Raw genomic sequence first — 23,838 nt, 5'->3', positions numbered from 1 at the left:
GCGAACAAACAGTGTCCGGCAGACTACCCGTCCCTCAAAACCTTCCTCCTGGAGGGGGCGTTCTGCCAGATAAGGCAGGACGAAATCGGCTGGCGACTCCGACCGGCGACTCCGACTCATCGATATGCAGATCGAGCAGGTGCCCATAGCGCAGCGCCAGACGAATGACCTCATCGATCAAGGCGCGCTGATCCTCCTCAGCCAGAGGAGTCCCGCCGATAGCATCGGCTCCCTCTTCCAGAGCAGCCGCCAGCAGCTTGCGCCCGCGCCGTCCCTGAACGCTCCCCAGGCGGTTCGGAAAGGCGACATTCTCGATATCCAGCAGAGGGCGCAGCTGCTCGCGCACTTGCAAGAGAAGAGAGCGTGCAGTCCGCGCAGCTGGATCTGAAAGTCAACGTTGACCGCTATCACAGTTCGGACAGCGGCCTGAGGGACATTCCAGGCTGGCATGTGTCAAGCCCGAGAGCATCCCGTCGTCCTTCCGCGACGCCGATGAAGCCCTGGTCGCTCTCGAAGCCTGCGTCAAGCGCCGGAACCACTACGCCAATGGACGCACCCGCTGCCGGGTCAACATCGGAGGCAAAGAGCCGTGTAGTCCCGAACTCCACCGCAGTGCGCGCGAGCTAGCCGGGCGTCTCGGCGTCGGCACCACCTATCATATTGCCTCCTCCATTGAGGAAGCGCGGCTCAGCCAGCAAAAATATAGCCTCTGGCCCGTAGAGCGTCTGGAACACATAGAGGGTCTTGGGGCCGAACCTGGTGCTGGCTCACGCCGCAGCCATCAAAGAGCGCGAAATTACCCTCCTGGGGCAGCGTGCAACCAAAGTGGCCTTCTGTCCAGGCACCTTCTCAAGATCGCCAGAGGGGCCACGCGCATCCGCCAATATCCCGAAGTGCTGGCGGCAGCCATCACAGTTGCCCTGGGCTGCGACGGCGTCTCCGTCTCTGGGACCCTGGATATGACGCGCCAGCTCTACCTGGCGGCGGGCCTCTTTGAAGAGGCCCGCCTGGACCCCTCCCTGGTGCCGGCACAGCAGGCCATTCGTCTGGCCACCATCGAAGGTGCGCGGGCCTTGCTCTGGGACGACGAGATTGGATGGATCCTCTACAACGACCCCATCCAGACCCTGGTCTATGCTGTCAAAGGCAGCAGCGTCAAGCGCAGCATCATCAACGGAGCCCTGGTCATGGAGAAGCGCCGCGTCCTCACCCTTCACGAGGAAGAAGACAAAGAACAAGCGCGACGACTCACAGAACGAGTCGTCGCGCGCACTGGCCTCAAGCGTGGCCAGATCCCAATCACCAGCAGCCTCTACGATTGAAGGCTGACGTCCTCGGAAGGTCCAGCGAGCTGAGAGGAGTTAGAGCCAGCAGCCGGGCCGGGCCTGGGGCTGGCCCCGTCAGCACTGCTGGCGGCCTTAAGCGGCCTGCTGGTCACCGGCTCCCCATCGCCATCGCCGTAGAGGAAGCAATGGGCCCAATGTCCGTTGCCCAGCTGAGTGCGGCGCGGGAAGCGCTGGCGGCAGATTTCCATCGCATGAGGGCAGCGCGGATGGAAACGGCAGCCGCTAGGGGGATTAATCAGGCTGGGGATCTCGCCGCGGGCCGGCAACTGCACCGTCTGGCCGCTCATCATGCGGTCGGGGTCGGGAGCTGCCGACAGCAGCAACTGAGTATAGGGATGCTTCGGACGCTGCGTCACCTCCTCGCTGGGGCCGCCTTCCACCATCTGCCCCGCATACATCACCAGCGTCTCCTCAGCGAAGTAACGCGCGCTGGCAATATCGTGCGTGATATAAAGCAGCGCGAGCTGCTCTTCATCCTTCAAGCGCAGCAACAGGTTCAGAATATCGAGGCGGATCGAGACGTCCAGCATCGAGACCGGCTCATCGGCCAGCAAGACCTCCGGGCGCACGGCCAGGGCACGGGCGATAGCAATACGCTGGCGCTGGCCACCGCTGAGCTGGTAGGGATACTTCTCAATGAACTGCTCAGCGGGCGTCAAACTCACGCGGCGTAGCAGCGCCAGAATCTGCTCCGTTTCCTCGCGACGGTTATGGACATGTCCATGTACACGCAAGGGGCGGCTGAGGTGATAGCGCACACTATGGATCGGATTCAAAGAAGCGAAGGGATCCTGGAAAATCAACTGCACATGGCGCCGATAAGCGCGCAGGGCCTGACCGCGAGCCTTCAGATCGATGGGCTGGCCGTGGAAGCGGATCACCCCTGAAGTGGGATCGTAGAGGCGGGCCAACATGCGGGCCACAGTCGTCTTTCCGCTGCCGCTCTCGCCAACCACCGCCGTAGCGCGCCCGGGGTAGAGGGCCAGCGAAGCATCCTCCACCGCGTGGACAGCGCGCGGGGGACCGAAGAGGCGGATAGAACGCAGCGGGAAATCCTTGCGCAGGTGCTCTGCCTCCAGCACCGGCTGCAGAACCTTCTCAGGAGTCTGTTGCACAGTCAACTGCTCAGAAACGCTCATGCGATTGCACTCCCTTCAGCCAGAGCCTCGTAACGTGCCGCGAACTCGGAGCTGCTCGGCGGACCTTCTGGACGTTGATGGGCATCGTAGAGATGGCAAGCCACCAGCTGGTGCGGCGTCTCTGCCGTCGAGGGCTGCAACTGGGGCTCGAGCTGCTGGCAGGGCTGCCAGGCAAAGGGACAGCGGGGATGAAAAGCACAACCCGCGGGAACGGCGCGCAGATCGGGAGGAGAGCCGGGAATGCCGGCCATGCGGCGAATGGGGCCATGCAGCTTGGGGAAGGAATTCAGCAGGCCGTAGCTGTAGGGATGACGGGGGTGAGCGTAGAACTCCTTGCTGCTCGCCTTCTCCACCATCTTGCCGGCGTACATCACTGCGATCGTATCGGCCAGTTCCAGCAGCAGCGACAGATCGTGTGTAATAAAGATCAGAGCCGTTGAGAACTCTCGGCAGAGCGAACTGATCAGATCGAGGATCTCGCGCTGGACCACCACATCGAGAGCCGTCGTTGGCTCATCCATAATGATCAGCTCTGGCGTCAGGGCCAGAGCGATGGCGATCACCGCGCGCTGGCGCATACCGCCGCTCAGCTCGTGAGGGTAGCTGCGGAGGCGATCGGGAGCAATACCGACCATCTTCAGAAGCTCGGCAGCGCGCTCCTTGCGCTGCGCGGCGCTCATCTCGGGGCAATGCGTCTTCAGCACATCCATGATCTGAGTGCCGATGGTCATCACCGGATTGAGGGCATTCATCGCGCTCTGAAAGACGATAGCCATCTCATTCCAGCGAAAGGCCCGCAACTGAGCTGGAGAGAGCCGCAGCACATCGATCGTCTCCGGAGACGGGGCAGGCGAAGCAGCGGTCGCCCCAGCGCGAGCCGCCTCGGACTGAGGGCGGCCCAGATCGCTGATCGCCACAATTTGCGAGGCTTTTTCGAGCTTCTCATGCTTGCGAGGATGATAGAGCACCTGGCCGCCGGTGATATAGGCTGGCGGGCGCAAGAGACGCGAGATAGCGTAAGCCAGGGTTGACTTACCGCAACCGCTCTCGCCTGCCAATCCCAGGATCTCGCCCCGTCGCAGCTCGAAGCTCACCTCCTTGACCGCGTGCACAATGCCGTTGACCGCATAGTAGTCAACGCTCAGATTGCGGACCTCCAGAAGGACCCCATTGCCATTGCCGGAGGGGGTGGGGGTATGCTTGTTGGTCTGATTGTCCGTCATAGGCATTACGTTACCGCCTTCTCTTTGAGTTCCTTCGGCACATGCTCGCTGATCTCGCTGCGCAGACGCGGATCGGCGATCTCATCGATGCCGAAGTTAATCAGTGCCAGGGCGGCACCAAGCAAGGCGATGCAGCAACCTGGGGGAGCGAACCACCACCACAGGCCGGAGAAGATCGAATCGGACTGCTGCGCCCAATAGAGCATACTTCCCCAGCTCACGGTATTGATGTCGCCCAGACCCAGGAACTCCAGTGCCGTCCAGGCCAATAGCACGAAGATCACAGTGCTCACAAAAGCCGCCGCCACAATGCCGATCTCGTTGGGGAAAATCTCGAAGAAAATGATGCGCCAGACGCTTTCTCCGCTGGCACGGGCCGCGGTCACAAACTCCCGGCTGCGCATCGAGAGCGTCTGTGCTCGCAGCAGGCGGGCGTTGAAGGACCAGTTGGTCAGGATGATCACCAGGGCGATCGTCAGAGGCCCCTTGGGGAAGTAGCCGACCGCCACGATCGCCAGCGGGAGCGCAGGGATCACCAGGAAGACGTTGGTCACCAGCGAGAGAATCTCATCGATGATCCCGCCGAAGTAGCCGCTCACCAGGCCGACCACGACCGAGACCAGGGTCACCAGGAGACCCGTCAGGAAGCCCCAGAACACGCTGCTGCGCGTGCCATAGAGCAACTGCGAGAAGATATCCTGACCCGTGGCCGTCGTGCCCAGCCAATGGGCGGCCGAGGGCGGCGTTTCCGAGAGCTTGGAGGTCGCGGTGGGATCATAAGGGGCCAACAGCGGCCCAAAGATGGCCACCAACAAGAAGAAGGCGACAATGCTGCTGCCAATCGCCACCTTGCGATTGCTCGTCAAGGTCCGCCAGACGAGCCGGAGGCTCTCGCCCAGGCGGACAAGCCGCGAATCCCTGCGTGGAAACTTTTTTGGAAACGTTGACGGGATCGTTTCCGGCTCTAGAGTAGCTACGTGCTTGAGATCCTTGCCCAGGCTCATAGGTGTCAGGCGCTCCTTTCGAGGCGGACGCGGGGATCGAGGAAGGCGTAGCTCAACTCGGCGAGGAAATTGGCGCCGAGCACGCCGAGGGCGACGACCAGGAAGATGCCCTGCATCAGGGAATAGTCCTGATTTTGGACGGCCTGTAGCAGGGAGTAGCCGATGCCGGGATAGGAGAAGACCATCTCCGTCAGCAACTGGCCGCCGACAATGAAGCCCAGAGAGATAGCGAAGCCGGCCACGTTAGGCAGAATCGCATTGCGGGCCGCGTAAGCGAACATAATGCGACTGGTACGCAAGCCTTTGGCCTTCGCCATCAGCACGTAGTCCTCTGAGAGCGTCGTAATCATCGAGTTGCGCATGGTGAGCATCCAGCCGGCGACGGAAGCGATAACGATCGTCAAGGCTGGCAAGATCCCATGATATATCACGCTTGCGATGAAATCAAGCGTCCATCCTGGATCAACGTTCAGCTCATCGTAGCCGCCGGTCAAAGGGAACCAGCGCAGCTCGAAGCCGAAGATGTAGAGGATCAAGAGGGCCATCCAGAAGTAGGGAATGGCCGACAGGAAATTCAGCAGCGGCGACAGAAGGCTGTCGAGCAGCGAGCCGCGTTTCCAGGCCATCACGATGCCCAGGAGGCAGCCAAGGGCGAAGCTCAGGATCACCGAGACCAGGCCCAGGCCCAGCGACCAGAAGATATCGCGCCCGATGACGTTGGTCACCGGTTCGAAGGAGGAGGTCACGGCCACACCAAGGTTGCCGTGCAGCAGGCTATTCAGGTAGTCAAGGTACTGGATGGGGAGAGGGTCGCCGGTGTTGTAGCCCAGCTCGGCCTGGATGGCCTTCAGGTAGGCGGCCCCCACATGGATACCGCGGCTCTGCAGGTTTCCCAGCAGCACCGCTGCCGGGTCGCCCGGAGCCAGGCGCGGAATCACAAAGTTTAGGGTAATTGCCGCCCAGGCAGCAAAGAGATAGAACAGAATGCGACGAAGCAAGTGGCGCATTCAGGGACTCCTTCGTACCTTCCACCAGCCACGCTGCACTGCACGGCGCCCGCATCGGCCCGCCCGTGCTGCGTGGCTCGAGCGGTGCAGCGCAGATGGGCAAGGTGCGCTCCTAGAGATTCTCCCCATCTGGGGGGAGTATACCATCAAGATCGAAGCAGAACAACGGTCAAGTTGATGAGTATCCCTGGCGATGAGATCTCTCCGGCTTCCCCGCCGGTTCCTTCGTCCTCAGACAAGGGGAATGGCCTCTCTGGCCAGGGCCGAGAGGCCATTCCGCTGCTCGGCAGGTCCCGGAAGTAGGGAAAGGAGCCTACGAAACGGGCTGCAGGTGCATCACGATGATCTCGTTATCGGGATACGAGTAGGGCGAGCCGACGGCGTACTGGTTCTGCTGGTCGGGCCAGCCGGTGAAGCGCATGGTATTGTACTCGAACCAGCGAGCACCGGCCACCACCGGAATCCAGGGCACCTGCTCAACCATGATGCGCTCCAGACCCTGGATCGCCTGCTTCTGGACCGTGGGGTCCATTGTCGAGGCGAACTGCTGGAGGAGCTTGTCGGTCTGAGCGTCCTTCCAGTAGCTGCTATTGCGCCCATTGGGCGGAATGCTCTGGCTGCTCAGAGTGCCGTTGTAGACGAAGTAGGGGGTTGGGCCGCCGCCCACGCCGCTGATCATGAGCTGGTAGGGCTTTGCCCCTGCGCGGAAGGTCAGATACTGGGCCTCCGGCATGAGCTTGATGTGGATATCGATGCCGGCTGCTTTGAGGTTGCTCTGGACCACCTGGGCCCACTTGTTCCAGTCGGAGTACTCGGCGACCGAGATCAGCTCGAAGGAGAGGCGCTGGCCGTTCTTGGTAAAGATGCCGTCACTCCCCTGGGTGTAGCCGGCGCTCTTGAGGATCTGCTGGGCCTGACTCGCGTTAGGCGTGGTGGGCAGGTTGGCATACTCGGGCAGTACATACTGCTGATTCCCGGGGGAAGGCAGCAGGCCACTCTGGGGCACTGGAGGCACCAGGCCCGACTCACCCTGCTGGGCCGCCGCCTGTCGGTCGATGGCGGCGCTGATGGCCTTGCGCACCGCGACATCGCTCAGCAGAGGATCGTGCACGTCGATGAAGATGCCGAATTCATCGACCGGAGCCATGAAGTAGTGGAAATGTTGCGGGTCCTTGGCCACAAAGTTCTGCTGCAGGTTGTCGGCGTAGTAACCCGACCAGTCAACCTGACCGCTGGGCATGACCAGCTTGAAGGCGTCGTTGTCTTTGTAGCGCGGCTCCTTGATCTCGTCAACTTTGACCAGGTTGGCCTGGTAGTAGCTGGGGTTCTTGTCGAGGACCAGAAGATCGGATGTGTACTTCGCGACCACAAAGGGACCGGTGCCAACCGGCTTGCTGTTATAGTACTTGGTCACGTCGCCGACCGACTCAAAGATGTGCTTGGGAATGATGACGGTCAGGCCGGCAATGTAGTAGATAGCCCCGGGGAAAGGCTTCTGGAAGGTCATGACAACTGTGTCGGGATCGGGCGCCACGACGCTCTTGAGATAGCCCCAGTCACCGTTGAGGTCGGCTGCGGGATACTGCTTGAGGGCGTTGAAGGTGAAGACAACGTCATCGGCGCTGAAAGGCTGGCCGTCGTTCCACTTAACACCCTGACGCAGGTGGAAGGTGACCTGGGTGTAGTCGCTGTTGAACTGGTGGCTGAGGGCCAGCAGGGGGTGATAGGTGTTGTCGTTGACGTTGCAGAATTCGAGCGTCTCGTAGACGAAGCCATTGATGCCAATGTTAGGCGTGGAGGCATAGGGGTTGAAACCCTGGTCGGTGAAGGCGCTGGCTTGGGCGGCCAGGGTGAGGACCTTTTTGCCGCTCTGGCCACTCTGCGAGCTGCTCCCACCACAGGCTGTGAGCAGCAGCACAAGAATGGCCAGGAGGCTGAAACACAAAGTGCCGGCCTTGAGCTTCATGCCAGTTGTGCGCACTGGGTTGCCAAACACAAAGAACCTCCTGTAACGGCTCTTGAAATACGGTGAGTCTCTACCGCTTGTTGATGCTCCGCGTGGACCTGATCGGTGCAGGCTGGAGAAGCCCCGCGCTGAAGACCAACCTGCCCCCGGCCAGGAGAAATGCTTGCCCGCGCTCTCTCGCTTCTGACCGCGCCCTGCCTGCATCTCGCCTGACAACCCACCTCGGCGCGACCCTAAGCTGAGACGCTCTGGCCGTGATCGCTCTTGCTGAGGATAATCGCCCCTCTCGTCTCTCTGGATCGGTGCTACAGACGCTCGCTCGCCCGCTCCCCGCCGCGGGCGCCGCTCGCCTCCGTGCCCGCCTCCGCTCGCTCACTCCTTTCCCGGTCGGCGCAGCCCTTCTCTTTCTGCCTCCGACCCCTCTTTTGAGAAATATGACAGATCGTCTAGACCAGTTCTCTAGAAACTATACTCCCTTTGGCTCGATCTGTCAAGACATCTAGACCACTAGACCAAAAAATGAACGAGCAACTCTGTCGCTGGCGCCCACGGAAGGCAAGGGGTGAGCGAGGCGACCCTGATCTCTCGGTCTGTCGCCCGGCCAGTCTGATGGCTGCCGGGCTGGCCATGACCGCTTGAGGCGCGCTGGCTGCTCCCGTTAGCGTCCGATGCCGCTCACCCGGCCACCCTCCCCGCTGCCCCAGCGCGAGATCACCACCTTGCTCTCGGTGAAGAAACGCACGGCGTCGCGTCCCTGGGGGTGGAGGACTCCAAAGAAGGAGCGCCTGGCGCCGCTGAAGGGGAAGTAGGCCATAGGGGCTGCGACTCCGATGTTGATGCCGACGTTGCCGACGGCGATGCGATAGCGAAACTCGCGAGCTGCCGCTCCGCTCCTGGTGAAGATCGAGGCGGCATTGCCGTAATCGCTGGCGTTGATCAGGCTGATGGCTTCCTCGAGGCTGGCGACTGGCGTGATGCTGACGACGGGGCCGAAGATCTCTTCCTGGTAGACGCGCATGTTGGGACGGACCTCGTCCAGAATGGTGGGGCCGACAAAGTAGCCGCGGGGATAGGCGGGGACGCTGACGTGGCGTCCGTCGAGTGCGGGCTGGGCGCCTTCGGCGATGCCCTGGGTGATCATGGCCACGATGCGCTCACGGGCCTGGGCCGAGACGACCGGTCCCATATCGACGCCTGGTTCGAGTCCGTTGCCCAGACGCAGGCGGGCGGCGGCCTCTGTCAGGCGCTGGCGGGTGGCGGCGTGGGCCGTGCCGACTGGCATGATGAGCGAGTTAGCCAGGCAGCGCTGACCGGCGGCCCCGAAGCAGGAATTCATGATGCTGGCCAGGTGGCTATCAAGGTCGGCGTCGGGCATGATGACAATGGCGTTCTTGGCTCCGCCCGAAGCCTGGACACGTTTGCCTTGGGCCGCTGCGCGCGCGTAGACATAGGCCGCGGTTTTGGTTGAGCCGACGAAGGAGATGGCCTTGACCTGGGGATGGTCGAGCAGGGCGTTGACGGCCTCTTGGCCGCCGTTGACGAGGTTGATGACTCCGGCTGGAAAGCCAACCTGGTCGATCAGTTCGAAGACGCGCTGCTGGACGATAGGGTCTTGCTCGGAAGGTTTGAGGATGAAGGTATTGCCGCAGGCTACGGCGTAGGGCCAGAACCAGAAGGCGATCATGAAAGGAAAGTTGAAGGGGGTGATGGCGGCGCAGACACCCAGCGGCTGGTAGATGACTTCTTCATCGATGCCGCGGGCGGCCCCGTCTTCCAGCCCATACCCCATCATAAGCGAGGGGATGCCGCAGGCCGTTTCAACGTTTTCGATGCCACGCTGGACCTCGCCGCGGGCATCCTCAAGGGTTTTGCCCATCTCGGTGGTGATGAGGCGGGCCAGCTCTTCGCGCTGCTCGTCCAGCAGGGTGCGGAGCTTGAAGAGGTAGCGAGCGCGTTCTTGGGGCGGTGTGGCGCGCCACTCCGGAAAGGCGGCAGCGGCGCTATTTACGGCGGCTTCAACATCGGGGGCCTTGCTAAGAGGAACCAGGGCCAGTACTTCATCGGTGGCCGGGTTGCGCACTTCCAGAAAGCTAGCGGTTTCTGCCGCCCGCCAGGCACCACCGATATAGTTGCGCAGAACCGGTAGCTGGGTTGTCGCTGAGACCATCGCTCTCCACTCCTGTCGCTAGCGTGCTTGGTTTGCGCTGAGTCTGTCTCCGATTTTTTTCGCCTGGTTGCCGGCTGTGAGTGCCCTTCTGGACCTGGTGAGCGTAAAGGGCGCTTGCTCATGGGACGGCCTCGGCCCGCTGCTCGCTGGCGTTGCCTCTTCTGGCCTGCCTGGCCCGGTTCGCTGCGCTTTGGCTCGGCGGCGCTGCCTGCCTTGGCTGCTCTTTTCTGAAACTGGTTTGCTGGGGTAGAGCGTCTTTCCTGGGTAGATGCAGATCGAGGGGAGGCGTCTCCGCTCCCACTGCCTCTCTGGCTGACTGGCGGGCCGCTACCCAGGAATGGACTGGCAAACTCTTGCCTTTTTTGTTGTGTTGGTTTAGTTATAGGCAAAGGCGGCGGCAGTGTCAAGGGGCGAGAGCTTCAGTGGCTCTCTCACGGGTGATGTGGCGGGGAACATGCGAAGATGACGGGACCTGGGCTGCTCTGCCGATGACCGGGGGCAGCTTCTTGCCAGGGCAGAGAAGAAGGCGAGGCTCTCCCTGTGCTCAGCCGGACGCCTCCCTCTCTGCCGCCGGCGGGCTACCAGGGGGAAGCTTCTTATTCGCCTTTCTTGTGACCTTTCTCGCGGTGCTGCTTCATGACTGTGCGAGCCGCGACCTCTTTGGCGCGCTTGCCGTAGCGTCCACTCTTCTCGGCTTCTTCTTTGATGTGCTTGTACTGTCGCTCTTCCTTCTCTCCAACCCCCTTCAGGGGCTTGTTGTCTGGCATATCAACCTCCATAACTCGCTGGAACAACGAACTGGCTGTTGAGCTGTTGGACTGGAGCGCTGCCCCACCTCTCTGAACACGGCTGAGGGGAGGGGGAGAGAGACAGAAGAGGCTGGGAGGCCGTGCGAGCCTCTAATCTGGTCGGGGGAAGAGCGTCGCTGGGCAAAGAGCAGGGCCACGGGGATCTGCAACTCTCCCCGTGGCCCTGCAAGGGAGTGTGCTCTCTCTCTGCTGGTAGCTGATAGTCAATCCATGTGGAACATTTCGGGTAGAAGGTGGGGCCAATGGGTCTGAGGATCGATCTCCTGGGTCATAATTTCGGCCATCCACTGCTGCCAGCGCTGGTTGACGGGGTCCTCGGCCAATGTTCGGGCCATGCGCTCAAAGTCCTCGGTTTCCAGGTAGGCGAAGAGCTGGGTCCCGTGACGGAAAATGCTATAGTTGCGAGCGCCGGCGCGGCGCAGGGCCTCCAGCATCTCTGGCCAGATCTCGTCGTGGCGACGCTTGTATTCCTCCTCGTAGCCAGGCTTGACGCTCATCAGAAAAGCGATGCGTTGCATGGTAGCGGCTCCTTTCTTCTTCCTCGCTTCGTTGCTCCGCAATGGTGCTGAGGCTGCGGCGAGCTGCTTTGCTGCCTGTCGGGCGGACCAGGATCATCTGGCGCCTCCTCTCAGTCTACCGCAGGATCGAGCAAGGTGGGAAGCTGGCGGCGCAGCAATTTGCCGGAGGAATTGCGCGGCAGCTCCGTCACGAAATGGATGGCGCGCGGCAGCTTATAGCGTGCCAGGCGTGTTTGCAGATGGGCGAGCAACGACTCAGCGCTGGTAGACTGGTCTGGGCGCAGACGCACGAAGGCGATCGGGACCTGGCCCCATTGTGGGTCGGCTTGCCCGCAGACGCCGGCCTCAGCTACGGCGGGATGACTCAGCAGGGCGGCCTCTATTTCGGCGGGATAGATATTCTCCCCTCCCGAAATGATCAGATCGGAGCGGCGGTCGAGCACGTAGAGGTAGCCCTCGGCATCCAGGTAGCCGATATCGCCTGTGGCCAACCAGCCATCTTGCAGGACTGCCCGCGTTGCCTCGGGGCGGTCCGCGTAGCCCGGCGTGATGGTTGGTCCCTTGAGGTAGATCATGCCGACCTCGCCGGGGGGGACCTTACGGCCATCCTGGCGGATCTCGAGCTGCACTGGAGACAGCGGGCGCCCGGCGGAGCCGAGCTTGCGCAGGGCATCGGCAGGCGAGAGGGTGGCCGCTTGCGAGCAGGCTTCGGTCAGGCCGTAGGTCTGAACGACGGGGATGCCCCGTGCGGCGCAGGCTTCCAAGAGAGGACGCGGTGCCGGGCCGCCGCCGAGCAAAACGCAGCGCAGGTGAGCCGGATAGCGCGCACCAGGTCGCTCGCTCTCCAGGGCGTCAAGCATCCGTTGCAGCATGACGGCCACGACCGAGATGATGGTGACGCCCTCGCCAAAGATAGAGCGATTGACGGCAGCGGCCTCAAATCTCTCATGCACATTGATGCTGATGCCGTAGATGGCGCTGCGCATGATGATGGTCAGGCCGCCAATATGGAAGAAAGGCAGGCAGGCCAGCCAGCAGTCGTCGAGGTGATGACCCAGGTTCAGCGCTGAGCCGATGGCGTTCCACCAGTGCATGCCATAGGTAATAAGCACTCCCTTCGGCTCTCCCGTAGTGCCAGAAGTGTACATGATGGCTTGCACGGCATTGAGGTCGATCGGAGGAGCGGAAGCCGCGAGGGCTGTAGAACTCGGTACAGGGACCGCCTCAAGCTCGACGCCGCCATCGGCTCGCAGGAGCAGGGTAGCATGACCAAGCTGCGGCAGGGCCGCGGCCAGGCTGCGCGCTCGTTCCGCCTGGCTCCTATCGCTAAGGAGCAGGCTCACGCGAGCGTCCTGAAGCTGCCACCGAAGCTCTGCCTGGCTCAGGCGCGTGTTGAGGGGGACAAGGACGGCCCGCAGACGAGTCAAGGCGTGAACGCAGGCCACGTAAGCCGGACTGTTGACGGCCAGCAAGGCGACCCGCTGGCCGCTGACGATGCCCAGGGTGGCTAGCTGCTGAGCTAGTTTTGTCACCTGCTGCTCTAGCTCGGCGAAGCTCCAGCGTAAGGTCCCACTCTGCACAGCCAGGTGCTGAGGACGATTTTCTGCGCTGCGCTGCAGCCAGTCTGGCAGAAGCAAGGGGCTGCCCCCTCCCTGAGAGGTGTCGGAATCCATGCTTTTCTCTCTGCTCCCTCCTTTCTGATCTCTCCTCTTGCCAGTGTTTTCTTATAGTAGAATTGAATGGCGTGCGAGGGCCTCGTGATCGGGTCTGACGCCCAAACCTGGCCCTGATGGAAGCTGGAGCAGGCCGCCATTGAGCGCGAGCGGCTCCGTGAGCAGGTCCGTGCTCAGCATAGAGAGGGTTGCCAGCCCGGCGGCCCGGGTCAGCGCGGGATGGGAGGCGGCCAGATGGAGGGCGGAGCAGACCCCAATGCCGGCCTCCAGGGCGCTGGTAATGACACAGGCGACGCCGCGTGCTGTCGCCTCTTCGATCAGCTGCAGGGCTGGTCGCAGGCCGCCCAGAAACTGTGGTTTGAGAATGAGCACATCGGCGGCCTCCAGACGGAGCAACTGGCGAGCGCTCTCCAGACTGTTCAGGCTCTCATCGGCGGCGATGGGAACGGGAGAGCGACGACGGAGCTGGCGCAGTCCTTCCAGGTCGTCGGCGGCAAGCGGTTGCTCGACGTACTCGACCCCATAGGGAGCGCAGGCGCGCAGCATCTGTTCGGCTTGGGCAAGGCTCCAGCTCGCATTAGCATCCAGACGCAGGGTAATATTCTGGCCGATGCTGGCGCGCACCGCCGCCAGGCGCTCCAGGTCCTCTCCTTCCTTACCGGCTCCTGCCAGCTTCAGCTTCAGGCAGCGAAAGCCGGAGGCCACTGCCTGGCGAGCGGCCTGGGCGGCCTCGGGGGGAGCAGCAACGCCAATCGCGGCGTTGACGGGAACGGCGCTGCGGGCATAGGGGGCCAGCAGACCTTGTCTGGCAGCGCGGGCCTGCAGGTCCAGCAAGGCAACTTCCAGAGCGAAGGTCACCGGCGCTGGCAGGTGGCTATCGGCCCTTTCCTGCTCCCTCTCAAGAAGTGCCAGCGCGGCGGCCAGCGACATACCCTGCAGGCGGCTGGCCAGCGTAGGCAGAGCGGCTAGTGTACGCTCCAGCGGGGGACTGAAGGGCGGCAGCGGTGCCAGCTCTCCGTAGCCTTGCAGGCTGCCGCCGGCCCCCTTCACCTCGATGATTGCTCCCCTGCGGGCAGTCAGCAGCCCGTGAGCAGTACGGAAGGGGGCGCGCAGCGACAGGCAGTAGCACTGCCAGTCAATAGCTTCGACAGCCAGCCTATCGAGCATAATTTCAGTATCCTGATTTCTATATCCTGAAGCGGATCGAAGCCTCTGCAACGGGCGGTACGAAATATGGAAGAGAAAGATGAATTTCAGTATCCTGAAGCGGATCGAAGCCTCTGCAACCGACCCCCTCGAAAACCCCTCCGGGATACATCTTCCATCTGCTCTAACGATTCAGGCCCCGTTTTTGGCAGCTGAGCGCCTCGCCATCTCCCGCTTCCCCCCTCATTTCCCCTTCTCTGACGGCTCGCCTCGAAACTCGTTGGCTGCAGCGCTCAAGGGGCGAGTTTCGAGGAAGCACCAGCCTCTTTCAGATGACTTCAGCGGCAAGAACTGCAGCTCTTCGGCCCGATCGGGCCAGCCTGGAGTGGCTCAGACGCTGGCCTCGAACGAGTTTCGAATCAGGCCCTCACATGGGCCATGGTGGAGGGGGGAGGTCTCCCGGTCTCCCCGACGCGGTGTCTTTCCTTCCCCCTGTCTTCGACGGTCAGGTCCCAGCGCCGGTGGCACCACGGCAGGAGCATGGAGCACGTGTGAGGGAACGGAGCAACCACCATCCCAGCCTGGTCAGGAGCTGGCTCTGTGATCCCCCTTGCGACTGGGTCTCACCTCCCCCTGACGAGAGGCCTCGCCTCCGAGGCCGGCTTCCCTCGCTCCAGAAGGGGCCTTGCCGGAAGCACCGTGCCAGGAGCGAGGGCCTTGACGCTCCTGGCCTGGACCAGGCGGGGCGCGCTCCCCCGAGCCAGGCGCGGCTCACCTGCCTTCAGGACGCTCCCCTTTCTCCGGTCAGGCCGAGAGACCGGCCAGGGGCTCCGGCCCTCAAACAGTCCTGGGACGCGGCCCCGGCTTGCCTCGCCTGGATCCCTCCAATCCCTGCCGCAGCCGGTCCCGCCCACCTGCGTCTTTGTGCGGGCCAACGTCCTGGAGGGCCTCCCGTTTCCCTCCGGCCAGTTCTGCTACACCCATCAGGGCCTCCTCGTGGCGGCCATTCCTGCCCGCGCCTGGCCCACCGTCGTGCAGGAGCTGGTGCGCGTCACCCGCTCGGGCGGCTGGATCGAGTTGTTGGAACTCAGCGATCTCATCCAGCCTGCCGGACCGGCCACCCGGCGCCTGCTGGACTGGTTCACCAGCATCAGCCGGCAGTTGGGCTTTGAGAGGGAGGTCCTGCACCGACTGGGAGACCTGCTCACCCAGGCCGGCTGCCTTGACGTCGTCAGCCAGGACATCCCGGTCCCGCTCGGCCGCTGGGCCGGGGCCAGCGGGCACTTGCTGCTGACCGATGTGCTGCATGGGCTGGAGGCCCTCAAGGAGTCGGCTCGCGGCTCAGGGCTAGGGCAGGCGTGGGAACTTGGAGAAATTCGGCTTGCGCTTCTCCAGGAAAGCGTTGCGCCCTTCCTTGCCCTCCTCAGTCATATAGAACAGCATAGTGGCGTTGCCGGCCAGGTCCTGCAGGCCGGCCAGGCCATCGGTATCAGCATTGAAGGCTGCCTTCAAGAAGCGCAGAGCCGTGGGACTCTTCTCCAGCAGCTCCCTGGCCCACTTGATGGTCTCCTCCTCTAGCTGCTCCAAAGGCACCACCTTGTTGACCAGGCCCATCTCATAGGCTTCCTGAGCGCTATACTGGCGACAAAGATACCAGATCTCGCGGGCCTTCTTATGGCCCACGATACGCGCCAGCATAGTGGCGCCCCAGCCGGCGTCGAAGCTGCCCACGCGCGGCCCCGCCTGGCCGAAGCGCGCATTATCGGCGGCAATCGTGAGGTCGCAGAGCACATGCAGCACGTGGCCGCCGCCGATGGCATAGCCGGCGACCATCGCGATGACGGGCTTGGGCAGATACTTAATAACCTTCTGCAGATCGAGGGCGTTGAGACGCGGCACCCCGCCCTGATCGACATAGCCACCCTCGCCGCGCACGCGCTGGTCGCCTCCCGAGCAGAAGGCTTTCGTGCCGGCCCCCGTCAAGATCACCACCCCGATCTCGGGGTCCTCGCGACAGCGGTTGAAGGCGTCGATCATCTCGCTCAGGGTCTCTGGGCGGAAAGCGTTATGAACTTCTGGGCGGTTGATGGTGATCTTGCCGATGCCCTCGGCCTTTTCGAAAATAATGTCCTGATAATCGCAGACCTTTTGCCAGTTGATGGACATAGATTCTGAAAATTCCCCTTTCTCCCTTGATATGCGCTACTGAAACGAGGTAGCCTGACGTTCAGGCGTGTCCGAGGCCGGTAGAGAAGAGCAGAAAGAGAGAACCAGCTCGGCGAAACGTCTGGGCTGTTCCAGATGAACGGTGTGGCCGGCCTCGGGCACAATAGCCAGGGTGGCGTGGGGTAAGCGTTGAGCCATCTCCTGGCCGATGGCGCAGAACTTTTCGTCTAAGGCCCCGCAAATCAACAGGACTGGCAGCTGCAGCTCCGGCAAGCGAGCATGCAGCGGGGGCTGGACGCCAGTCCCGACGCCGCGCAGGCTGCCGGCCAGGCCCTCCGGTCGATTGGCCAGACGTTGGGCACGCAGAGCGGCTCGCTTTTCCGCGGGCAGGCGCTGCTGGCTGGCAAAGAGCGGCTGCTGTTCCCAGCGCGTCACGAAGGCCGCCAGGCCCTCGCGCTCGAGGCTGGCGGCCAGCGCCTCGTCATGACGCCGGCGCAGCTCGCGCTCCTGGGGATCGGCGATGCCTGGCGAAGCGCTTTCCAGAATGAGCGCGCGGAAGAAGCCCGAGAAGGAGCAATAGAGCGCGATACGTCCACCGAGCGAGTAGCCCAGCAAAATGGCCTGAGCGGGAGCGATCCCGAGCTGGCGAAGGGCCTCGAGCAAATCGGCGCGGCAGTGCTCCATGCTATAGCGCCGAGGATCAGCAGGGGCCTCCGAGAGGCCGTGGCCGTGCAGATCAAGGGCGATGACCCGCCAGCCGGCGGCGGCGAACTCCTCAAGGAAGGGGCCCCAGCCGAGAGCGCTTCCCGTGAAGCCGTGCAGCAGGACCAGCGCCGGCTGAGTCCTCTGGTCTGTTGGGCGGGCCTCCAGCAGGCTCAGCCGCAGCCCATTGACCTGGAGAAGGTGGCGCTCAATCTGTACCTCCATTCATTATACCCCCGCGCTGGTGGCTGGATGCAATGCCTCATCGACCGCTTGCCAGAGCCGGCGATGGAGCAGCACGTTGCGTGCTCGCTCTGTGCGAACCTCGATTACCCGCAGCCCGCCCCGGCTTAGCCCTTCCTGGCAGGCGCTGCGGAACTCGTCCCAGCAGGCAACGCGTCGAAAATCCCCGCCGTACATCTTCACGGCTGGTGCGAAATCGAGGCCAGTGGGAGTTCCGAAGAGCCGCTCGAAATGGGTTGGATAGGCCGCCTGAGGCAGGAACGAAAAGATCCCGCCTCCATCGTTGTTGATCAAAATGACCAGCAGCGACAGCTTGTGTAAGTGGGCGGCCATCAGGCCATTGAGGTCGTGGAAGAAAGCCAGGTCGCCGATGACCAGCACCACAGGATCGTTCTCGGCCAGTGCCTGGTGAGCTGCGCTGACCCCGAGAGCGCTGGAGAGCAGACCATCGATTCCATTAGCGCCACGGTTGCCGAGGCAACGAATGCGCCGTTCGCTCCAGAAGAAGGTATCCAGGTCGCGTACAGGCATGCTATTGCCCACGTAGAGCGTCGCGCCGTCGGGCAGCAGCTCTGCCAGCTCGCTGAAAACCCGCCCCTCGAACGGCTCTTCGAAGCTCTCCATCGTCTTGCGCAGGGCCTGCTGTGTCAGGCGCTCGGCCTGTTGCCAGCGTCCGAGCCAATCCTCAGAAGATGGCTGGTCCTGGGTGGTCTCGGCCAGGGCCTCGACAAGCTGCTGGCAGATAAGCAGGGGATCGGCATGAAGCATGTCGCTGGCGAGCTGCGTCGGCTCCTCCCAGCCACCGTCGCCATCCACCACCAGCAGGGGCCGATCGGCGTAGCGCTGCAGATAGAGCAAGAGTGGTTTAGAGGTAGGCATAGCGCCAAAACGCAGCACCAGATCAGGAACGGCCTCGGCCACAAAGCGCTCGCTACGCAGGAAAGCGTCGTAGCTGCGCAGGACCGTCGCGGCGGGCTGTCCGGTACTGCGCACCTGCGAGAGAGGATCGGCGAGCAGGGGATAGCCGCAGCGGGCAGCCAGCCGTTGAAGGGCCGGAGCCAGGTGCGGCTCACTCTGGGGTCCGGCGATAATCAGGCCGCGTCTATGCCGGCGCAGCAGCGCCGCCAGACGCGCCACCTCAGCCGCTGGCAGGCCGCCGCCTTCTGCCGCAGTGACTCGCACGTAGGGGGTCTGCTCAGCCCGTCCCTCCCAGGCGAGAGGCTCACGCTCAGCGGGCGAGGGCAGCCGCTCTGGCTGTGGCTCCGGTGTCAACGGCTCGCGGAAAGGAAGATTGAGATGGACAGGACCGGAGGGCCTGGCCCGCGCCAGGGCGACAGCCCGATTGGCCAGGGTGCGAATATAGCGCAGGGCGGCTGGTGTGGCTTCGGGCGGAGCGGCGTCCACAAACCATTTCACGTGCACGCCATAGAGGCGGTTCTGATCGATGGCCTGGGGCGCCCCGCAGTCGCGCAGCTCGTGCGGCCGATCGGCGGTCAGCACTACCAGCGGGACGCGCGTCAGTTTGGCCTCGATAATGGCCGGGAAAAAATTCGCCGCTGCCGTACCCGAGGTGCAGAGCAGGGCCACGGGGGCGGCCAGGCGCTTGGCCAGACCCAGGGCAAAGAAAGCCGCCGAGCGCTCGTCGATATGCATCCAGATACGGATGCCCTCCTCCTCTGCGAAGGCCATGGCCAGCGGTGTCGAGCGCGAGCCAGGGCAGATTACCGCATGCGCGATGCCAGCGCGCCGTAGCTCCGAGACAAAGGCCCCGACGTAAGCGTAGAGTGGATTAGCTGGTGTCGATCTATCGGAGGCTGCTCTCATTGTCATCTTCATCCATTCCCAGCGCCCCTAACATGGCGCGAAACTTCCAGCCAGTCTCGGCGTACTCGCTGGCCGGGTCGGAATCGGCCACAATCCCGCCGCCGGCGAAGAGCGTCGCTTCCTGACCGCCTATCAGAGCTGAGCGCAGGGCCACAGCGAAGGTCCCGTTGCCAGCGGCGTCCAGCCAACCGATCGGGGCCGCGTACCAGCCGCGGTCAAGCCGCTCGCCGGCGCGGATTGCGGCCAGGGCGGCGGCGCGCGGAAACCCTCCGACTGCCGGGGTGGGATGCAGTTCCGCCAGGGCTTCCAGGACAGAGCGACCGGGCAGCAACCTGCCGGTAATGCGCGTCTCCAGGTGCTGAATATTCCTCAGCCGGCGCAGGTGTGGTTCTGGATCGATGTGTATTTCTGTGCACAGGTTTCCCAAAGCCTGTCTGAGCATCTGCACGACAATCTGATGTTCACGCTGGTTCTTGCGGCTACTCAGCAAGGCCCGGGCGAGCTGCTCATCCTCGTGAGGAGAGCGACCGCGAGGGGCAGAGCCAGCCAGGGCCATTGTCTCTAGCGAGCCGTGTTGGGCCTCGACGAGACGTTCTGGCGTGGCTCCGAGAAAGCAGCGTCCGGCCCGACTGAAGGCGAAGAGATAGGCCTCCCGGTAGGCTGTGCGGAGGCGCTGAAGGGCTGGCTCTGGCTCAAAGATTCCATCCTGGCGGAGCAGGCGTACAGCGCGGGCGAGCACAACCTTTTCATAAGCGCCGCGACGGATCTGGCTGACGACCTGCGCGACCTGCTCCATCCAGGCCGCCGGAGACAGCAGCGGCTCGAGGCGCAGGGAGGAGGCTGTCTCGCTGGCCAGCGTTACCGCGGGAGAGACAGCTCTGGCGGGTCGTGCCTGCAGAGCTTGAGCTAGGGCCGCCAGTTGGGCCAAAAGGTCTCTCCCCAGCGCCAGCGGATCTGTCTCGGCCGCAACCAGCGCGTTGACCGTCAGCGTAGGTTCAGGAGTAGAAAAGGTGAACAGGAAGGAAGGTAGCATTAACAACCCGTCGGGGAAGCCTGCCCAGAGCGCCGACCGCGGCTGCTCTGGATCGAAGGCAAAGCCGCCGAAGAGGAGAGGGTGGGAATTGCGCACCGTCAACTCGGCACCCGACGGCTCCGCTGCCACCAGAGCCTCCGCCGCCAGGTGCTGCCAGGCGTTGGCCAGATGCTGGAAGCGTTCCGGTCCCCGGGCTTCCAGGGTGAGCGCGCTGCCTAGCCCGACCAGAATGCGTTGCTCTTCCGGCTCCTGCCAGTAGAAGCGTTCTGTCAGGCCAAGCGCAGGCCCGACGGCGAAGCAGGTCAGAGGATCGAGTTCGGCTGGCCTGGCGGTTGCAGCTAGCTCTTCCTCGTTCCCCTGCCCTTGGCCCGTCGCGCAGCCCTCGACTGGCGAGAGCTGAGGCTCGCCTGCGGCCGGGAAAGGCGGGGGAGAGCTGGCCAATTTAACAGGACCACTGATGCTTACAACTGCGGCGCGCCTTGTGCGCAGAGCGCGCTCGTGTGCCTCTGTCAGCAGAGGGAGCAGGCGCTGTCGCTGCCAGGGGAAAAAGGCAGGCTCTGACTCTGTGCTTGTGCCCAGAGTACTGCTAAAGGCGTTCCTCATCAATTCAGAATCATTCCTATCCAGCAAAAGTAGTGGCGTAGTCGCTCGGTGCATGCATGGCCTGGGAGCACAGGGGGCCGGCTGGTCACGGCGCGAGGCCGCAGCGGCAAGCTAAGGGCCGCTCCACTAAAGCGAGCGGCCCGCTATCCGAAAGCACTGCCTTGTAGTATTATAGAGCGACCTGGCTATCCTGACCAGAAGGGAGAAAGTGCGGCCTTGGCCTGCCTCTGGAAGGAACCCTTTGCCTCCCCGGTCAACGGCTCCTGGCTTGAGCCATGAGCCGGCCCGCAGCCTGACCGGCCCGGGCTTGCGGACTGGTTGACCGCGGCTCACTGCCCACGGGGCAGTCGAGCAGCCCTGGCTGGGTAAACCCGCTTCCTCCCGCGAGGTGAGGCGAAGCCGTTGCTGTCCGCTGGCCAGTGCTGTTGGCCGCATGAAGAGCGGGATACCACCGGAGAGACGGCGGTGTCAACCCCATGCGAAGCGTCGGGAGGGAGCCTTCTTCCTCCCCTGGCCGAAGCCAGGGGTCCCCAGCGGCATGTCTTTATGGAAGACGTGCTGTGCCAGCGCCCTTATCCGGGACGATGACAATGCTCTTGACGACCTCCCTCCTCGGAGACTACCCTGGATCCGAAGGGGCGCCAGCAGCTCGCCCTACGCTGGGAGACTATCCAGGTTGCGGCTGCTTGAAGCGCACAGGCTGTAAGGTCGTAATCTCCGGGCAAAAGTTGTTCGCCGATGGGCTTCTGGGCTGCGCAGTCATGACGATGGAGAGGCTGGTCAAACCATGCTACAAGATCCTTCTCGCGGCCAACAGACTCGGCCAGACATACGCGATTATTATCTGTTGCCGCGCACTCTCAGCGAGCAAGATCGGCTGGAATTTCAGCACTACAGTCTCTACCGTCTCCTGGGCACCCATTTTCTGGCCCCGGTCGAGCGCCCGCGCGTCATTCTGGACGTGGGCACGGGGACCGGAATCTGGGCGAAGGAGGCGGCGCGGCGCTGGACAGAGGCTAAAGTACTGACGGTTGACAGCAGCCTGGCCCTCTTGCGCAGGTTGCCGCGCAATTGCCAGGTGATCCGAGCTAGCCTGCTCGGAGGACTACCCTTGGAAGATGGCATCAGCCACTATACCCATCAACGCTTCCTGGCGGGGGCCATTCCTCTGCCAGCCTGGGACCAGGCCCTCGAAGAACTGAAGCGAGTGACCGCTCTTAACGGCTGGATCGAGTTGGTCGAGCTAAGCGACCACTGCCTGAATCCGGGCCCTTGCACCTTGCTGGTACAGCGCTGGCTACGTCAGTTCTTCCTTCGCTGCGACATTGAACTCTCCTCTGCACTGGAGCTACCTGCACGCCTCGCCAGGCTTGGCTTGGTGCCACATGTCCGTCCGATTGCCATCCCTCTCTGGGGCCTGCAAGCAGGCAAACTCTTCTGCCGCGATGTCCTCCAGGCCTTGCGGCACCTGCGAACAGCGCTTGGGGCCCAGTTTGGACTCTCCCCGCAGGCGATGAATCAGGTCCTTACCGAGTTACCAGCGGAGTGGGAACAGTATCGGACAAGCTGGCTCTGTATCGCCGTCTGGACCCAGGTGATCTGATCCCTTCACCCGGCGAAAGAGCGCGCGCCACAGAGGGATGCACCTGCTCTGACGGGGCTGGCCCAGTGAGGCGAGGGAGCACTGACACGCCAGGGAACCGCTATGCGTGTTGGCTGTAGCGTCAAGATAAAACGGGAGGACAAGAGATAAACCCTGGCGAGCTGAGGATCTCAGCTCGCAGACAAGGGTAGAAGAAAGGAAGAGAGAAGCGGCATGACAAGTACAGCGGGGCCTGGAGCAGTCTATGATGCCATTATCATCGGAGCTGGCCAGGGCGGTGGCCCCCTGGCGACGGCACTGGCTAAAGCCGGACGCAGAACGGCCATCATCGAGCGAGAGCACATTGGAGGAACCTGCATTAATACAGGCTGTACTCCTACCAAGACCATGATCGCCAGCGCGCGCGTTGCCTACCTCGTCCGTCGAGCGGCCAGCTATGGAGTACGCCTCCCAGAAGGGGAACCGCTGGTCGACCTGGCCGTGGTCCGCCAGCGCAAGCGTGACATCGTTGAGAGCTTCCGCCAGGGAAGCGAGCGCCGGCTTAGTGAGACCTCGGGCCTCGATCTGCTGAGAGGCGAAGCTCGCTTTGTTGCTCCCAAGGAGCTGGAAGTAAGGCTGGCCGACGGCAGACTGCATCGCCTGCAGGCCGAGATCATTGTTATCGATGTTGGGGCCAGGCCGGCCTGGCCCCGGCTGCCGGGACTGGAGAGCGTACCGGCTCTGGACTCGACTTCTATCATGGAGCTGGATCGCCTTCCATCTCACCTGCTCGTTGTCGGTGGGGGCTACGTCGGCCTTGAGTTTGGCCAGATGTTTCGTCGCTTTGGTAGCCGCGTTACCATTGTCCATCGCGGAAAGCGCCTGCTGGCCCATGAGGATGACGACGTGGCCGAAGCGGTCGCCCAGATTCTGCGCGAAGATGGCATTCAACTCCTGATGGAGGCAGTCCCTCAGCAGGTCGAGTCTCTCCCCGATGGCCAGCTCCGTCTGAAGGTGGCCACTCCCCAGGGCGAGCGCCAGGTGACTGCCTCCCATCTCCTGCTGGCGGCAGGTCGCCAGCCCAATACCGATAGCCTGAATCTGGAAGCCTGTGGCGTGCAAACCGATGAGCGTGGGCGCGTCCTTGTCAATGAGCGACTCGAAACCAGTGTCCCAGGGATCTATGCTATCGGCGACGCCCGTGTTGGTCCCGCCTTCACCCACATTTCTTATGACGATTTTCGTATCCTGCGCACCAATCTTCTTGAGGGAGGTCAGGCCAGCACTCGCGAGCGTCCCGTGCCCTATACGATCTTCATTGATCCCCAGCTTGGGCGCATTGGCCTGAGCGAGGCCGAAGCTCGGGCTGCAGGGCGTCGCATTCGCATAGCCAGGCTGCCCATGAGTGCCGTCGCGCGGGCCTTGGAAGTGGATGAGCCGCGAGGCTTCATGAAAGCCATCGTTGATGCCGAGAGCGGGCACATTCTGGGGGCGGCCATCCTCGGCATCGAGGGAGGCGAGATCATGGCAATGCTAGAGTTGGCCATGCTCGGCAGGCTCCCCTATACCACCTTGCGTGACGCCATCTTTGCCCATCCCACTCTGGCGGAGGCCCTCAATAACCTGTTTAGCGCCTTTACCGACGAAGAGAGGGGGTAGAGGGAGAGCGAGCGAGGCAAAGAGCAGC

19 protein-coding genes are annotated in these 23,838 nt (G+C 63.0%); 3 read left to right on the top strand and 16 right to left on the bottom strand.

What is annotated here, in order from left to right; translation table 11 throughout:
• Nucleotides 1–34 precede the first annotated feature (34 nt).
• Nucleotides 35–352: a hypothetical protein gene (locus ACFMO7_RS17965; protein WP_376796863.1), complete on the bottom strand. Its 318-nt coding sequence runs from the start codon at nucleotides 350–352 to the stop codon at nucleotides 35–37.
• Between the two features lie 91 nt (nucleotides 353–443).
• Here ACFMO7_RS17965 and ACFMO7_RS17960 point away from each other — a divergent pair, with 91 nt between their 5' ends.
• Nucleotides 444–1,322, top strand: coding sequence for an amidohydrolase family protein (locus ACFMO7_RS17960; protein WP_376796879.1), 879 nt, complete (start codon nucleotides 444–446; stop codon nucleotides 1,320–1,322).
• Here ACFMO7_RS17960 and ACFMO7_RS17955 read toward each other — a convergent pair.
• The 15 genes from ACFMO7_RS17955 to ACFMO7_RS17885 form a co-directional block, all read right to left on the bottom strand.
• A complete protein-coding gene (locus tag ACFMO7_RS17955; RefSeq protein ID WP_376796862.1) occupies nucleotides 1,313–2,485 on the bottom strand; it encodes an oligopeptide/dipeptide ABC transporter ATP-binding protein in 1,173 nt (390 codons plus the stop codon). The genes ACFMO7_RS17960 and ACFMO7_RS17955 overlap by 10 nt on opposite strands.
• Nucleotides 2,482–3,714 carry an ABC transporter ATP-binding protein gene (locus ACFMO7_RS17950; protein WP_376796861.1) on the bottom strand — a complete coding sequence of 411 codons (1,233 nt, stop codon included), beginning with the start codon at nucleotides 3,712–3,714 and terminating at the stop codon, nucleotides 2,482–2,484. Before ACFMO7_RS17950 ends, ACFMO7_RS17955 begins: the two co-directional genes overlap by 4 nt.
• Nucleotides 3,714–4,712: an ABC transporter permease gene (locus tag ACFMO7_RS17945; protein WP_376796860.1), complete on the bottom strand. Its 999-nt coding sequence runs from the start codon at nucleotides 4,710–4,712 to the stop codon at nucleotides 3,714–3,716. The genes ACFMO7_RS17950 and ACFMO7_RS17945 overlap by 1 nt, the downstream gene beginning before the upstream one ends.
• A gap of 5 nt (nucleotides 4,713–4,717) precedes the next feature.
• On the bottom strand, nucleotides 4,718–5,719 hold the full coding sequence (locus ACFMO7_RS17940; protein WP_376796859.1) for an ABC transporter permease: 1,002 nt from the start codon (nucleotides 5,717–5,719) through the stop codon (nucleotides 4,718–4,720).
• 313 nt (nucleotides 5,720–6,032) lie between these two features.
• Nucleotides 6,033–7,715 (bottom strand): ABC transporter substrate-binding protein, encoded by a 1,683-nt coding sequence (locus tag ACFMO7_RS17935; protein WP_376796858.1) that lies wholly within the window; start codon nucleotides 7,713–7,715, stop codon nucleotides 6,033–6,035.
• 628 nt (nucleotides 7,716–8,343) lie between these two features.
• The gene (locus ACFMO7_RS17930) at nucleotides 8,344–9,852 is read right to left on the bottom strand and encodes a CoA-acylating methylmalonate-semialdehyde dehydrogenase (RefSeq protein WP_376796857.1); all 1,509 of its coding nucleotides are present in this window, start codon (nucleotides 9,850–9,852) and stop codon (nucleotides 8,344–8,346) included.
• A gap of 596 nt (nucleotides 9,853–10,448) precedes the next feature.
• Nucleotides 10,449–10,619 (bottom strand): hypothetical protein, encoded by a 171-nt coding sequence (locus ACFMO7_RS17925; RefSeq protein WP_376796856.1) that lies wholly within the window; start codon nucleotides 10,617–10,619, stop codon nucleotides 10,449–10,451.
• 245 nt (nucleotides 10,620–10,864) lie between these two features.
• Nucleotides 10,865–11,179 carry an L-rhamnose mutarotase gene (locus ACFMO7_RS17920; RefSeq protein WP_376796855.1) on the bottom strand — a complete coding sequence of 105 codons (315 nt, stop codon included), beginning with the start codon at nucleotides 11,177–11,179 and terminating at the stop codon, nucleotides 10,865–10,867.
• 110 nt (nucleotides 11,180–11,289) lie between these two features.
• Nucleotides 11,290–12,852: an o-succinylbenzoate--CoA ligase gene (locus tag ACFMO7_RS17915; RefSeq protein WP_376796854.1), complete on the bottom strand. Its 1,563-nt coding sequence runs from the start codon at nucleotides 12,850–12,852 to the stop codon at nucleotides 11,290–11,292.
• A gap of 51 nt (nucleotides 12,853–12,903) precedes the next feature.
• Entirely contained in the window at nucleotides 12,904–14,019 is a 1,116-nt protein-coding gene (menC, locus tag ACFMO7_RS17910; RefSeq protein ID WP_376796853.1) for an o-succinylbenzoate synthase, read from the bottom strand.
• Between the two features lie 816 nt (nucleotides 14,020–14,835).
• Nucleotides 14,836–15,306 carry a hypothetical protein gene (locus ACFMO7_RS17905; RefSeq protein ID WP_376796852.1) on the bottom strand — a complete coding sequence of 157 codons (471 nt, stop codon included), beginning with the start codon at nucleotides 15,304–15,306 and terminating at the stop codon, nucleotides 14,836–14,838.
• A gap of 39 nt (nucleotides 15,307–15,345) precedes the next feature.
• Complete coding sequence (menB, locus tag ACFMO7_RS17900) at nucleotides 15,346–16,164, bottom strand: 1,4-dihydroxy-2-naphthoyl-CoA synthase (RefSeq protein WP_376796851.1); 819 nt, start codon at nucleotides 16,162–16,164, stop codon at nucleotides 15,346–15,348.
• 36 nt (nucleotides 16,165–16,200) lie between these two features.
• Nucleotides 16,201–17,091 carry a 2-succinyl-6-hydroxy-2,4-cyclohexadiene-1-carboxylate synthase gene (menH, locus tag ACFMO7_RS17895; RefSeq protein WP_376796850.1) on the bottom strand — a complete coding sequence of 297 codons (891 nt, stop codon included), beginning with the start codon at nucleotides 17,089–17,091 and terminating at the stop codon, nucleotides 16,201–16,203.
• A gap of 3 nt (nucleotides 17,092–17,094) precedes the next feature.
• The gene (gene menD, locus ACFMO7_RS17890) at nucleotides 17,095–18,933 is read right to left on the bottom strand and encodes a 2-succinyl-5-enolpyruvyl-6-hydroxy-3-cyclohexene-1-carboxylic-acid synthase (RefSeq protein WP_376796878.1); all 1,839 of its coding nucleotides are present in this window, start codon (nucleotides 18,931–18,933) and stop codon (nucleotides 17,095–17,097) included.
• On the bottom strand, nucleotides 18,914–20,569 hold the full coding sequence (locus ACFMO7_RS17885; RefSeq protein ID WP_376796849.1) for an isochorismate synthase MenF: 1,656 nt from the start codon (nucleotides 20,567–20,569) through the stop codon (nucleotides 18,914–18,916). Before ACFMO7_RS17885 ends, menD begins: the two co-directional genes overlap by 20 nt.
• A gap of 787 nt (nucleotides 20,570–21,356) precedes the next feature.
• Here ACFMO7_RS17885 and ACFMO7_RS17880 point away from each other — a divergent pair.
• Together ACFMO7_RS17880 and ACFMO7_RS17875 are read left to right on the top strand one after the other, a co-directional pair.
• Nucleotides 21,357–22,172: a class I SAM-dependent methyltransferase gene (locus ACFMO7_RS17880; protein ID WP_376796848.1), complete on the top strand. Its 816-nt coding sequence runs from the start codon at nucleotides 21,357–21,359 to the stop codon at nucleotides 22,170–22,172.
• 213 nt (nucleotides 22,173–22,385) lie between these two features.
• Complete coding sequence (locus ACFMO7_RS17875; protein ID WP_376796847.1) at nucleotides 22,386–23,810, top strand: mercuric reductase; 1,425 nt, start codon at nucleotides 22,386–22,388, stop codon at nucleotides 23,808–23,810.
• The last annotated feature ends 28 nt before the right edge of the window (nucleotides 23,811–23,838 follow it).

This window comes from Thermogemmatispora sp. (assembly GCF_042408735.1).
Lineage (GTDB): Bacteria > Chloroflexota > Ktedonobacteria > Ktedonobacterales > Ktedonobacteraceae > Thermogemmatispora.
This window is presented reverse-complemented; position numbering and strand designations above follow the sequence as displayed.

Coding starts and splice junctions, on each gene's coding strand:
- ACFMO7_RS17955 (WP_376796862.1), bottom strand. CDS start 2,485: ATGAGCGTTTCTGAGCAGTTGACTGTGCAACAGACTCCTGAGAAGGTT.
- ACFMO7_RS17950 (WP_376796861.1), bottom strand. CDS start 3,714: ATGCCTATGACGGACAATCAGACCAACAAGCATACCCCCACCCCCTCC.
- ACFMO7_RS17945 (WP_376796860.1), bottom strand. CDS start 4,712: ATGAGCCTGGGCAAGGATCTCAAGCACGTAGCTACTCTAGAGCCGGAA.
- ACFMO7_RS17940 (WP_376796859.1), bottom strand. CDS start 5,719: ATGCGCCACTTGCTTCGTCGCATTCTGTTCTATCTCTTTGCTGCCTGG.
- ACFMO7_RS17930 (WP_376796857.1), bottom strand. CDS start 9,852: ATGGTCTCAGCGACAACCCAGCTACCGGTTCTGCGCAACTATATCGGT.
- ACFMO7_RS17925 (WP_376796856.1), bottom strand. CDS start 10,619: ATGCCAGACAACAAGCCCCTGAAGGGGGTTGGAGAGAAGGAAGAGCGA.
- ACFMO7_RS17920 (WP_376796855.1), bottom strand. CDS start 11,179: ATGCAACGCATCGCTTTTCTGATGAGCGTCAAGCCTGGCTACGAGGAG.
- ACFMO7_RS17915 (WP_376796854.1), bottom strand. CDS start 12,852: ATGGATTCCGACACCTCTCAGGGAGGGGGCAGCCCCTTGCTTCTGCCA.
- menC (WP_376796853.1), bottom strand. CDS start 14,019: ATGCTCGATAGGCTGGCTGTCGAAGCTATTGACTGGCAGTGCTACTGC.
- ACFMO7_RS17905 (WP_376796852.1), bottom strand. CDS start 15,306: ATGCAGCACATCGGTCAGCAGCAAGTGCCCGCTGGCCCCGGCCCAGCG.
- menB (WP_376796851.1), bottom strand. CDS start 16,164: ATGTCCATCAACTGGCAAAAGGTCTGCGATTATCAGGACATTATTTTC.
- menH (WP_376796850.1), bottom strand. CDS start 17,091: ATGGAGGTACAGATTGAGCGCCACCTTCTCCAGGTCAATGGGCTGCGG.
- menD (WP_376796878.1), bottom strand. CDS start 18,933: ATGAGAGCAGCCTCCGATAGATCGACACCAGCTAATCCACTCTACGCT.
- ACFMO7_RS17885 (WP_376796849.1), bottom strand. CDS start 20,569: ATGAGGAACGCCTTTAGCAGTACTCTGGGCACAAGCACAGAGTCAGAG.
- ACFMO7_RS17880 (WP_376796848.1), top strand. CDS start 21,357: ATGCTACAAGATCCTTCTCGCGGCCAACAGACTCGGCCAGACATACGC.
- ACFMO7_RS17875 (WP_376796847.1), top strand. CDS start 22,386: ATGACAAGTACAGCGGGGCCTGGAGCAGTCTATGATGCCATTATCATC.